Source organism: Neobacillus rhizophilus, from assembly GCF_018343535.1.
GTDB lineage: Bacteria > Bacillota > Bacilli > Bacillales > Cytobacillaceae > Neobacillus > Neobacillus rhizophilus.
This window is the reverse complement of sequence record NZ_JAGYPF010000003.1, coordinates 418,481-430,611: the sequence shown is the minus strand read 5'-3', so window position 1 is coordinate 430,611 and position 12,131 is coordinate 418,481. Positions and strand designations below refer to the sequence as shown.

General features: G+C 44.5%; 9 protein-coding genes. 4 read left to right on the top strand and 5 right to left on the bottom strand.

What is annotated here, in order from left to right; translation table 11 throughout:
- Window positions 1-8 precede the first annotated feature (8 nt).
- Both lsrK and KHA99_RS15600 read right to left on the bottom strand, forming a co-directional pair.
- On the bottom strand, window positions 9-1,574 hold the full coding sequence (gene lsrK / locus KHA99_RS15605) for an autoinducer-2 kinase (protein WP_213118400.1): 1,566 nt from the start codon (window positions 1,572-1,574) through the stop codon (window positions 9-11).
- A complete protein-coding gene (locus KHA99_RS15600; protein ID WP_213118399.1) occupies window positions 1,575-2,522 on the bottom strand; it encodes a sugar-binding transcriptional regulator in 948 nt (315 codons plus the stop codon).
- A gap of 250 nt (window positions 2,523-2,772) precedes the next feature.
- On the opposite strand from KHA99_RS15600, the gene KHA99_RS15595 reads away from it, so the two are divergent.
- The 4 genes from KHA99_RS15595 to lsrB are packed head-to-tail and all read left to right on the top strand — an operon-like array spanning window position 2,773 to window position 7,347.
- On the top strand, window positions 2,773-4,278 hold the full coding sequence (locus KHA99_RS15595) for a sugar ABC transporter ATP-binding protein (RefSeq protein ID WP_213118398.1): 1,506 nt from the start codon (window positions 2,773-2,775) through the stop codon (window positions 4,276-4,278).
- A complete protein-coding gene (locus KHA99_RS15590) occupies window positions 4,275-5,288 on the top strand; it encodes an ABC transporter permease subunit (protein ID WP_213118397.1) in 1,014 nt (337 codons plus the stop codon). The genes KHA99_RS15595 and KHA99_RS15590 overlap by 4 nt, the downstream gene beginning before the upstream one ends.
- Window positions 5,272-6,258: an ABC transporter permease gene (locus tag KHA99_RS15585; protein ID WP_213118396.1), complete on the top strand. Its 987-nt coding sequence runs from the start codon at window positions 5,272-5,274 to the stop codon at window positions 6,256-6,258. Before KHA99_RS15590 ends, KHA99_RS15585 begins: the two co-directional genes overlap by 17 nt.
- Window positions 6,259-6,273: 15 nt before the next feature.
- Window positions 6,274-7,347 carry an autoinducer 2 ABC transporter substrate-binding protein LsrB gene (gene lsrB / locus KHA99_RS15580; protein ID WP_213118395.1) on the top strand — a complete coding sequence of 358 codons (1,074 nt, stop codon included), beginning with the start codon at window positions 6,274-6,276 and terminating at the stop codon, window positions 7,345-7,347.
- 647 nt (window positions 7,348-7,994) lie between these two features.
- Here lsrB and KHA99_RS15575 read toward each other — a convergent pair.
- From KHA99_RS15575 to KHA99_RS15565, 3 genes are all read right to left on the bottom strand, one after another.
- Window positions 7,995-9,095: a GerAB/ArcD/ProY family transporter gene (locus KHA99_RS15575; RefSeq protein WP_213118394.1), complete on the bottom strand. Its 1,101-nt coding sequence runs from the start codon at window positions 9,093-9,095 to the stop codon at window positions 7,995-7,997.
- Between the two features lie 270 nt (window positions 9,096-9,365).
- Window positions 9,366-10,544, bottom strand: a complete 1,179-nt coding sequence (locus KHA99_RS15570; protein WP_213118393.1) for a Ger(x)C family spore germination protein — start codon at window positions 10,542-10,544, stop codon at window positions 9,366-9,368.
- Window positions 10,541-12,118: a spore germination protein gene (locus KHA99_RS15565; protein WP_213118392.1), complete on the bottom strand. Its 1,578-nt coding sequence runs from the start codon at window positions 12,116-12,118 to the stop codon at window positions 10,541-10,543. Before KHA99_RS15565 ends, KHA99_RS15570 begins: the two co-directional genes overlap by 4 nt.
- Between the last annotated feature and the right edge of the window lie 13 nt (window positions 12,119-12,131).

Genomic DNA, 12,131 nt, shown 5'->3' with positions numbered 1-12,131 from the left:
TTCAAAAATTAAACACTCAACCCGGGTGCCATCCACATGTGGTTGGTTTTTCCTAAATCGGCTAATCGCAGCTGCTCGGCATAAACCGCCCGCCAATTTTCATATAGTAATAGATACCGCCTATGGTTATCCATGTCAGGATAGTGGACCCGTTCCCACCCCACCAGCTCAGAAATGGCCGTTTCCAGGTCAAGGTACAACCCAGCCCCCAACCCAGCCATAATAGCAGTACCAAGGGCTGCAGCTTCTTTTTCAACAGGTATCTTAACCGGAATGCCAAGAACATCCGCCAGTGTTTGGCTCCAAAGCTTGCCTTTGGAAGCACCTCCAGCAAAAATAGCCTCCGTAGGGTAGTGCCCGGTGACCTCCTCAACAATCTTCAGGTTGCCATAGGTCACGAGGCAGGCGTTTTCCTGTATCGACTTAAACATTTCTTTCTTGCCGGTTTTGTTGGAATCAATAGTGAGATTAAGGAAGGAGGGGGCTGCGTGCCGCCATGAAATATAATCCATGACGTCTGAGAATATCGGAATAATGCCGTTTGAACCGACAGGAACGTCCTTTGCCTTTTCTTCTAAAATTTCATAGGCATCGCGTCCCGTTTGCGCGGCTTCCATTTTTTCCAGTTCACAAAAAGCATCGCGGAACCATCTCATCACAAGTCCGGGGAAGAAGGCAATTGTTTCAATTTGCCATAAATCCGGGACAGCGTGACAATTCACACGGATTCGGCAGTCAGGGTCAATCATCGCTTCTTTGATGTTGATTTCCTGCTGCCAGAAGCTGCCGCCGCAAATAAAGGTCTGGCCGTCACCAATAGCGCCGACACCGACGGATGCAAGCTGGGCGTCACCACCGCCGCTAAAAACGAGCGTGCCTTTTGCTAGTCCAGTAGAATGAGCGATAGATTCGGGAATGGTTCCGAGTAGAATTCCTGCTTCGTTTACGGGAGGGAAGATGTTGTTTTTCAGCTGACAGGCTTCGGCAATGGCTGGTGTCCAAGTACGATTGTTTAAATCAAAAAGTCCGGTGGTACAGCCGTTGGAGGGGTCTACTTGAAGTTTGTTGGTGAGTTTAAAGAGAATCCAATCATTGATCATGGTTAGGCAGGCGATTTTTTCATAGATTTCCGGTTGGTTGTTTTTAATCCATAGCAGACGGGGGAGGGCGCCTAGGGCAAATGTTTGTCCGGATAATTCATAGAGTCGTTTCTCCAGCAAGGGATCGCCGTTTTTAAGCTCTTTGGCTTCTGCCATCGCTCTTGCATCGACATTGGAGCAGGCCCAAATTTCCTTTCCGTTTTCGTCGTAAAGGACAAAGCCCTCGCGCATGCTCGTGGAACTGATGGCTTTAATGCTGCTTGGGGGAACGCCGGACCGCTCTAACACCTCGGAGATGCAGGTTTGGATAATCTCCCAATTTCGGTTTACATCAAAATCCATCGAGCCCGGGTAGCGCGGGTCTTCCAAGTGCGTCCATTCATATTGCGAGACGGCCACTTGCTTGCCCGCTTTGTTAAAAAGAACAGCTCTCACACTGCCAGTGCCGGCATCAAAAACCAGGATATACTCCATTTAAAAAGCAGCCTCCTTTTTAAGTAGTGAAGCAGCGGTTTCTTCATCGGTAATCAGAGTATTGATGTAACCTCCTTTCAACGCACCAAAGATGGCCTCCACTTTATGCGGACCGCCGGCCACGCCAATGACATTCTTTAATTTTTTCAATGTATGAAGATGGGTGCCGATTAACCGGTTGTGGTGCGGCAATTCCAGCAGCTCACCATTAGCATCAAAAAATTGGCCCAGAATATCGCCGACAGCATTTTGATTTTTAATATAAAGCAGCTCGTTAAGGGTCATCTTTTCTTCTTTGATGATCGTCGAATCGGAGGACAAACCGCCAATCCCGACGACGGCGTGATGGCACAAACTTGCCAAATCAAGTATATTTTCCACCGAAGGTTCTGATAACATATTTTTCGCCATTCTCTCCGAGGAGGCGAGAAACGGCGCCGGAATGACATAAATGCCGCCTTTGAATTTATCGAGTCCGCCTTCCATGGAGTAATCGCGCTTGTGAAAATAGTAGTTAACACCGCCAGTCAGAGTGACCATAGACACCTCGATTGCAGGATCGATTGACAAAGATTCGATGGTTCTCGATACTGCCTCACCCCATCCGAATCCTATCAAATCATTATTTGAAATACTGTTTTCCAGGTACTGTGCGGCTGCTTTTGACAGTGAACGACTAAGGTTTTGAGTAGGAGTAGGAATGATAAAGGCTTGCTGCAGCTTAAAGGCGGAGACTAGATCACGTTCAATTTCCAGACAGTGGACCCCGTGACCTTGGATATGAAATTGCACGATATTTTCGGCACGGGCGCGCTCGAGCAAACGAACAACTTTGTTTCTTGATAATTGGAGCCGTTCTGCGATTTCGGTCTGGGTGAGATTATCCTTGTAATAAAACCAGGCGACCTTTACGAGGAGGTTTACAGTGAACGCATCATTGTTCGTCATGTTCCTCAACCTTTCAACAAAAAATCATTCACGTAACAAATGTTCACTCTGATACTGAGTATAGGGGGCTAGAAATGGAAAGTCAATTAATTTCTAAAAATTTAGATAATTTCAAATTAGTGTATTGACTCTGGGTATTTTGTCATTTAATATTTGGGTTGTAAGCGTTTTAATGAGCTGATACAAAAGTTGCCGTCATAAAAAAATGTTAGATTACTAGTGTGATAACCGGACAAGGCGGGTGATTGGAATGGATGACCAGCTGCTTCATATCCGGCAAATATACAAGCAATTTGCAGGGAACCCCGTATTAAAGGGTGTAGATTTGACCCTTTATAAGGGAGAAGTCTTTGCGATTGTTGGCGGAAACGGTGCTGGTAAATCAACCTTAATGAAAATCATAACGGGATTATATCGACCCGATCAAGGGCAAATGGTGGTGGAGGGCAGCGAAGTATTGTTTCACCAGCCATCCGATGCCCACAAACATGGAATCTATCTAGTCCCACAGGAACCACTAATCTTCCCCAATATGACGATTCGCGAAAACGTAACCATTGGTTTGCATGAGAATAAAGCCGAATGCGCGAGGCGGATTCAGCATTATCTCTCCGTCCTAGGCTGGAATTTGGATTTAAACCGCAGAGGCCTTAGCCTATCGATTGCGGAGCAGCAGCTGGTTGAACTGCTTAGAGGGTTAATCCGAAATGCCAAGATTCTGATTCTAGACGAACCAACCTCCACCCTAACCTTTAGTGAAATCAATTCTCTCTTTTCCACCATCAAAAAATTAACAAGCGAAGGCCTTGGCGTGTTTTATATTACCCACCGACTTACCGAGATTTTTGAACTGGCTGATACCGTTGCTGTCCTGCGGGATGGAGTCATCTCGGCCAAAGGGCCAGTCCGCGATTTTACCTATGAGAAATTGCTGGAAGGTTTAATGCCGGAAAAAATAGAAGTTTTGGCTCCACAGCTGGAAAGAACGGAGGCGAAGCCTTCAGCCGGGCAGCATCGCGAACCAATTCTTTCCGTGAAAAATTTATCCGGCTACCGGTTTCAAAACATCAGCTTTGACCTATACCCCGGTGAAATTCTAGGAATTGCCGGCGTGGTCGGTGCAGGCAGAACTGAGCTCGCTACATCAATCTTTGGCCTTGAGCCATCAAATTCTGGAGAGATTTTTTTAGACCGGGAAAGTATTAAGAAGTATTCTTTGCGTGAACGCATTAACCGTGGCTTAGTTTATGTCCCTGAGGACCGCCACCAGCACGGGCTATTCTCTATTGCCTCCTTAAAAATGAACATCACATCCACCATCCTTCCCAAATTTCGCAGTTTATTCATCCCTTTTAAAAAAGAACAAGACATCGCCGCTCAAGCCATCAACAGTTTAAAGGTCGTCACAACAGGCCCCAGCCAATTCATCAGCAATCTATCTGGAGGCAATCAGCAAAAAATTGTTCTCTCAAAATATCTGGAAACCGGTCCGAAAGTTATCATCTTGGATGAACCGACACGAGGCATTGATGCCGGAGCTCGCGGAGATATTTACAAGATGATCGACGACTTGAAGCACACGGGTTTGGCTGTGATTCTCATCTCCTCCGATACCGAAGAAATCGTCCAACTCAGCGACCGGGTGCTTGTCATGCATGAAGGAAGGATGACGACGACGATTGCCAAAGAGGATTTAACCATCGATTCCATCACCACAGCCGCATTCGGGATCCAGAAGGAGTTGAAGACGCTATGAATCTCCTATCCAAAATAATGAAGCAGCGGGAAATCTCGATTGTGGTTCTGATTGTTGTGTTTATAGCAATTGTAGGGATGGTGAATAGCAAGTTTGTAACAGGGAAAAGTTTGCTTTTGTTAGTGGAGAGCGCGATTATTTTGCTTATCCTGGCGGTCGGTCAATCCTTCGTTCTGTTAACGAGAGAAATAGATGTTTCGGTCGGGGCGACGATGGGGCTATCAGCGGCGGTCTGCGGCCTGCTGTTGACCAGCGGGGTTTCGGGCTGGGTTTCGGCTCTTGCGGTGCTTGCCGTTGGTGTGCTGGCCGGCCTGTTTAATGGTCTCGGAGTTGCCTATTTACGGATTCCCGCCATCATTATGACATTAGGGACTTTAGGAATTTTACGAGGTTTCATGATTATTTTAACAGGCGGAAAGTGGATCGAGGACATCCCAAACTATTTTAAAAAACTGTCCGGAACGGATTTTATTGGCTTGCCCCTGCCGGTTTGGATTGGACTGGTGATTCTCGTTGCAGCCTATTTGGTTTTGAGGCTGACCAAGTTTGGCCGATACTTCTATGCTGTCGGTGATAATGCCGATGGGGCAAGGCTGATTGGGATTCCTGTTTCCAAGGTTAGGGTTTTAGCCTTCGTACTTTCAGGTCTATCTGCTTCGGTTGCCGGGCTGATTTTTGTCATAAATATTGGCTTTGTCCCGAACCAAACCGGCAGCGGAATGGAGCTGCAGGTCATCGCGGCGGCGGTATTAGGCGGTGTCAGCTTAAACGGCGGTCTCGGGACGGTGCTGGGGGCAGGGCTGGGGGCGATTTTTTTGACAGCCATCAATAGCTCGTTAATCTATTTAAAAATTCCCGCGTACTGGAATAACGCCATTTCCGGGTTTTTATTGCTCGTCATTGTCATCAGCGACTCTAGGTTCCAAAGCTTTTTAGCGAATAGCCAATTTAAAAAGAAGGAAACGGCTGAAGCGGAAGGAGGGGGTCAGGGCGATGAAGCTACTCTTTAGATGGGAGGGCGCACTTGTCATTTTTCTCATCCTTGAACTCATTTTCTTTGGATTGATGAACCCCGACTTTTTAAATTTGACAAACTTGATTTTTAGCATGAATGACTATGTCTACATTGGACTAGCCGCGATTCCGATGACCTACGTGATTATTACAGGGGGAATCGATGTTTCGGTGGGTTCCACGATTGGCCTGACTTCCATTATTATTGGAGTTCTTTGGATGAATGGGCTCAACGTTTGGCTGGCCGTGCTGATTGCGCTTTTGATTAGTGCCTGTGCAGGGGCGGTTAACGGGACGGTCGTAGCGACTACGAATGTCCAGCCATTAGTGGTGACGCTTGGGACGATGTTTCTTTTTTCCGGGATTGCTTTGGTCATTTCCGGCGGCAGCAGTGCTTCCGGCTATGAAGGGATCAGCGGCTTTCCAGATGCGTTTGTACAATTGGCCAATGGTGAAACTTTCGGGCTGCCGAATCCAATTTTGTTTTTCTTTGGAATTATGATTTTCTTTGCGGTGATGTTAAATCTTACTAGGTTTGGCCGGCAGGTTTTTCTGGTGGGAATCAATCCTAAGTCAGCCCGTTACAGCGGGATTCGAGTGAAATCAATCATAATTTGGTCTTATATCATAGCCGGTTTGGGAGGTGGTGTGAGTGGGCTAATTCTGACATCCTACTTTAGCTCCGCCAGGTCAGACCTTGGAACGGAAGCTGTGCTGCCGGTCATTACGGCGGTTGTTTTGGGGGGAACGAGCATTACAGGGGGCAAAGGAACAGTGGTCGGTACAGGAATTGCCAGTATTGTAATTGGGATGATGCAGTATGGCTTACAGATGATGAGTATGACCAGCCAAGAAACAAGTGTGGTTATTGGATTTTTGTTAATCATTGCCGTGTTACTCCGTTTAACCAATTGGGGGCTTTTAAAAAAGTTTCATACTAAAAAGGCTGCAGTGAAAGAGCCTTAAAAGGAGTGTAGCGTAATGAGAAAATCTGGTTATCTGAAACTGTTCACCATTATTTTATCGGCACTGCTGGTCCTGGCCGCTTGCAATAGCAGCGGGGAGAAGTCGTCCGGCGGGGACGGCGGCGGGAAAACCGACAAAAAGAATGTGAAGCTTGCCTTTATCCCTAAATTAACCGGTGTCGGCTTTTTTACCTCCGGCGGTGAAGGGGCCAAGGAAATGGCCAAAGAACTTGGTGTGGATTTAACCTATGATGGACCAAGTGAAGCTTCTGTTGCCGGGCAAGTTAAGTATATTAATAATTTTGTTAACCAGGGCTACAAGGCTTTAATGGTGTCTTCCACCTCGGTCGATGGCTTGAACCAAGCATTGGACCGTGCGAAGGACCGCGGTGTTAAAATCCTAACCTGGGACTCCGACGTCAACCCGAAACATCGTTCCTTCTATATTAACCAAGGGACTCCGGACCAATTGGGCGGCATGCTAATTGACATGACGGCTGATCAGGTCGGCGACAAGGCGAAGGTTGCATTCTTTTACTCTAGCCCGACGGTAACAGACCAAAACCAATGGGTTGAAGCTGCCAAGGCAAAAATTAAAGCTGAGCACCCAGGCTGGGAGATTGTAACGACCCAATTTGGCGAAAATGATGCCCAGAAATCTCTGACTGTTGGTCAAAACATCATTAATACGTATCCTGATATCGACGCTGTTATCTGTCCGGATGCTACTGCGCTGCCAGCGATGGCTCAAGCGGCAGAGAACCTTGGCGCAGCAGGCAAAATTGCGATTACCGGATTCTCGACACCAAACGTTATGCGCGACTTTGTGAAGCGCGGCACGGTTAAGCAATTCGGGCTGTGGGATGTCAAAAAGCAGGGGGCACTGGCTGCTTATGTTGCCTATCTGATGACAGTTGAAGGCAAGGACTTAAAGGTCGGTGACGAGTTTGATGTGCCGAATATCGGACATGTGAAAATTGAGCCGAATACCATTCAGGGCTATGATTATACCGATGATCGCAGTGGTATTATCTTATTGCCAGAGCGGGTTGTGTTTACGAAGGATAATATTGATAAATATGATTTTTAATTGAGGGATATGGTTAGAAAACTGCCTTTCGAGTGGGGCAGTTTTCTTTTATGCTGGCTTTTTTCTTAAAGATTGTTGCTTTCCGAATTCAAGTAAGAAGGAATAACTTATTTCCTCGTTGTAAGCGCCCCTATAATCGAAAAAATGAGCGGTTCGGTAGCATAGAGCCATTCTATGAGCCCCAACGCGCGAAAAAATAAGCGAACCGGTAGCATATAGCCTATCTATGAGCCCCAATACTTGAAAAAATGAGCGAACCGGCCCCATATAGCCTATCTATGAGCCCAAATACTTGAAAAAGTGAGCGAACCGGTAGCATATAGCATTCTATGAGCCCCAACGCGCGAAAAAATGAGCGAACCGGTAGCATATAGCCTGTCTATGAGCCCCAACGCGCGAAAGAATAAGCGAACCGGTAGCATATAGCCATTCTATGAGCCCCAACGAGCGAAAAAATGAGCGAACCGGTAGCATATAGCCTGTCTATGAGCCCCAACGAGCGAAAGAATAAGCGAACCGGTAACATATAGCCATTCTATGAGCCCCAACGCGCGAAAAAATAAGCGAACCGGTAGTATATAGCCATTCTATGAGCCCCAACACTTGAAAAAATAAGCGAACTGGTAACATATAGCTTCTGTAATAAATTAGCTCAAGCCCGATTTCACACTTTTCCTGCGTATGACTGCAACACACAAAAGGAAAATGGGAATCAGCAGCTGAACCGTTAGGAAATAATAAGGGACGGTTGTACCCATCCCCCGAATCATGTCCTCAAACGACCGGACGGACCAGATTGAAAATAGAATAATTAAAAAACCAATTGGCAAAACAAATGGTTTATAACTAGGCAATGTCAGCCATTGGGAAGTACCAAGAACGAGCATATAAAAAAAGGCGGACAACTGAACGAAACCGCCAAGTACCCATATGGCAATCACAATCGATTCAATATGTTCAAAAAAAGAACCGATACTAATGAATCTGGCTGCCTCAAACACTGGAAATTGAAGATTGATGATAATTCCGCCGAATAAAAAAAGATTTCCAAGATTAATGAAAACCATCGTCAAGACACTGGCAATGACAGAAAACATTCCCCATTTCATGACCTTTTGTTGTTTCGTTAAAAACGGAAGCAGGAACGACATCAATGAAAATTGACTTAACCAGGCATGTGGTGCAAGAGAACCTTGGATAGACGGCATTACCCCTTCTTGCATGATCGGTAAAATATTTTTCACATTCAAATCGGGAATTAGAAAGACATAAATCAATATATAAAGGGCTAATACAATTGGTAAAAAAATTATCGCACATCGTCCAATCGTTTCAATGCCGCCATGAACAGCAATTGCGCAGGAAAGGGCAATACTGGCTGTCACAAAAATCATCGGCGTTTTATGTAAAAAGGCACTTTCAATGAACTCACCGTATTCTCTAAAAGCGATTGCCGTATCATGTAATAGAAAGAACAAGTAAATGAACGCAATGATCTTTCCAAAGGCCCGGCCAAGAATAAGATCACAATATTCAATGAGAGTTTTCCCTGGAAAAAGCTTTGAAAGCTTGACAATAATCAAGACGATGAGAAAGCCGCTCAATGAACCCCAAATGGGTGACAGCCATAAATCACGTTTTGCATGCTGTGCGGTGACATATGGGATGTATAGAATGGCTGTTGCAACAACCATTGCATACATTATAAGGGCTAGTTCTAAGTGAGAAATTCTACCTTTTTCTATCATGTTTGTTCATTCCTTTTCTAAAAGGAGTCTATTTATTTACCAAAACGGTTTGAAGGACTTATAAAGGAAATCAATGAATTGTCCAGGTCCCGGCATTTCTGGAAAGAGGACAAGTAAAACAGCTAGGACCCAGTTCGCCACCATTAACGAAAAAAAAGCCATTTTTACCTTTCTTTCATTTTTTCTCAACTTAGGCCATTGTGACAAAAAGATAAGCACAAGTATAACTGTTACCCCTAATATCCCTCCAGTCTTCATCGTTTTTCACCTCTATTGTTTTTCAGTTCCTAAACCGGTTCTTTTGATCGTTACCTTCGTGTCAAAAGTAACGGCTACCTGCGGGAAAATTTCATTCCACTCAGCCTTCTTTTGTTTCCATTCTTGTGGATATTTTCTCTCAAATTCATCAGCAAACCCAAATATATCCGCATTTAACTTTTTCTGTACTTCCGAAAATGCTAACCGTTCTCTTTGTTCAATTTCAAATTCAATCTTTTGCTGAGCTTCTTTTATGACCTTTGGATTGAATAAGTTTCGTTTTGTTGTATTTTGAATGACTTCCATGTCTGCACTTGTTTTAATGTGCATGCTCCATTTGCCATTTTTTAAAGAAGGGATCAATTCATTATGGCTTTGTAATAGTTTTAAGGAGATGTAGCCTTTTTCGTTTTTAAAAGAAATCGTAATTACACCTGATTTAATCTCATTCCTTGGCCAAAGAATCCCTCTTGTTTTTTTATCATCTAATCTTCCTACCATTTTTCCTTTCTTAAAAATAGCTGCCCCATTGATAATGGGAATGGCCTTTTTTGAATCCATCATTGATGGGTCAAGGTATTCCACCCAAGGGAGGACGGCGGCATCGGATTCACCTGATAGCATCTGCGACAAATCCTTCGCCGTTACTTTCACTCCTATATGTGTTTTGACGATTTTGCGAAGTTGTTTTGAGGTGTCATTTTCTAATTCAGGCATTGCCTTCAAAACAGTCTTTGACCTTCCTTTTGAAACAAACACGTCAGCACGGATGCGAGGTTCAGAGTGTCGCATCCAAAAATCAATTTGGTCGATTATTCCTTCTTTTGCTAATTTTTCGCCAATAATGAGCACCTCGTTTTGCCCCCAAAAAATTTCTCTCGTAAGTTCTTCCTGGAGTCGTGCCATCGCATCCGCAATGGTTTCTCCCTCAGCTGATCTCACAAAAGACTGTCCGCTGCTGCCCCCGGCGGACATTTCAGATTGTTGTCCGCTTTGTGATGGCTTTGGAATAAATATTTGAGCTGAGAGTTCGATATTATTTTTTTTGCCTTTATCTATACCTGCTGCCAAAATGAGTGCTAAATCATTTACCTCAGCTCGGTCCCAGCATCCTGTTAGGAAAATGGAGGTTAAGCAAACAAGCAGGATTAAAGTAAAAGTTTTCTTTACAGATCGAATCAAACAACTCAACTTCCGTCGCCACCTTTGCTGGGACCAGGCTTTTGGGTACTGGACTCACGCCTTAAGTAACTAGTATCTTGTGAAAAAAAGTCGGGACGAGTATCCATGGCCCACCACGGAGCCCGAATAAGGACATCCTTCAAATTGTGAATTTTAAGCGGAGCCGTCGAATTGAAATAGGGCACACCAAAGGATTTTAGGGTACACAAATGTGCGACAATAGCGGTAATTCCCAGCATAACGCCTAATAAGCCTAACACACCTGATAAAATCATGATCGGGAAGCGCAGGATTCGAATCGAGATGCCGGTCGCATATCTTGGCATTAAGAACGATGCGACTCCTGTAATGGCGACCACCATAACCATCGGTGAGGAGACCAGCCCCGCCGCAGTCGCGGCTTGTCCAATGACCAGGGCTCCGACGATACTAACAGCAGCTCCCACTTGTTTTGGCAATCTCACACCTGCTTCCCTCAGTGCCTCAAACGTGATTTCCATGATAAACGCTTCAACCAATGCCGGAAAAGGAATTTGTTCACGGCTTTCAGCGATCGTTAAGAGCAGTGAGGTTGGAAGCATTTCTTGATGAAATGTTAAAATTGCCACATACGCTGAGGGCGCAAGTAAAGCGATAAAAAAGAATAAATAGCGCAGCCAGCGGATAAATGTACTGATATAAAAATGATTATAGTAATCTTCGGGTGCCTGCAGGAGACTTGCAAATGTACAAGGAGCAATAAGCGTAATAGGGGTACCGTCAATCAAAATGACTACACGCCCTTCCAAAAGGCTGGCTGAGGCTACATCCGGCCGTTCAGTTGTTAAAACTTGCGGAAATGGAGAAAATGGATAATCTTGAATCATTTCCTCGATATACCCACTTTCTAAAATCCCATCAATCTTTATTCGCTTTAATCTGCTGGTAACCTCATCAACTAAAAAGCTGTTTGCGACTCCTTCGATATAGGCAACGATGACTTGTGTTTCCGTGTAGCGGCCAATATCAATTTGTTTCATTTTTAATAACGGATGACGAATTTTTCTGCGTAAAAGGGAGGTATTTACTCTTAATGTTTCAATAAAACCTTCCCTAGGGCCACGAATGACTGATTCCGCGTCTGGCTCCTTAATACTGCGTTTTTCCCACTTCGGCAGCCCAATCGATATTCCCCTCGTTTGTTTATCAATCAGAATAATCGGGTTACCAATTGAAATTTGTTTAAAAATATCAGTAATCGCGTAGATTTCTTTGACATCAGAAACCGATATTTCCTTTTTTGTGTTCTCAAATATTGCACCTAGATCATAGCTTTTCATCTGAATAAGCGGCTTAAGTACATGTTGGTCGATCTCTTCAGTATTCGATAGACCATCTATGTAAAGAAGAAGAGCATTAATATTGCTACTGATAATAAATTCTCGAAATACCACATCAGAGCAATCTTTATAGGCTGATTTTAGTATTTGGATATTTTTATTTAATTCCGGTTCAAGAGGAATTTCCGGTAACGTATCGAGCGATTCATTCAATTGTTTACTCGGAAAATCAAATTTCTTTTTCCCATTCCCTAAAAATTTCATCACCTTGTTCCCC

Coding starts and splice junctions, on each gene's coding strand:
- lsrK (WP_213118400.1), bottom strand. CDS start 1,574: ATGGAGTATATCCTGGTTTTTGATGCCGGCACTGGCAGTGTGAGAGCT.
- KHA99_RS15600 (WP_213118399.1), bottom strand. CDS start 2,522: ATGACGAACAATGATGCGTTCACTGTAAACCTCCTCGTAAAGGTCGCC.
- KHA99_RS15595 (WP_213118398.1), top strand. CDS start 2,773: ATGGATGACCAGCTGCTTCATATCCGGCAAATATACAAGCAATTTGCA.
- KHA99_RS15590 (WP_213118397.1), top strand. CDS start 4,275: ATGAATCTCCTATCCAAAATAATGAAGCAGCGGGAAATCTCGATTGTG.
- KHA99_RS15585 (WP_213118396.1), top strand. CDS start 5,272: ATGAAGCTACTCTTTAGATGGGAGGGCGCACTTGTCATTTTTCTCATC.
- lsrB (WP_213118395.1), top strand. CDS start 6,274: ATGAGAAAATCTGGTTATCTGAAACTGTTCACCATTATTTTATCGGCA.
- KHA99_RS15575 (WP_213118394.1), bottom strand. CDS start 9,095: ATGATAGAAAAAGGTAGAATTTCTCACTTAGAACTAGCCCTTATAATG.
- KHA99_RS15565 (WP_213118392.1), bottom strand. CDS start 12,118: ATGAAATTTTTAGGGAATGGGAAAAAGAAATTTGATTTTCCGAGTAAA.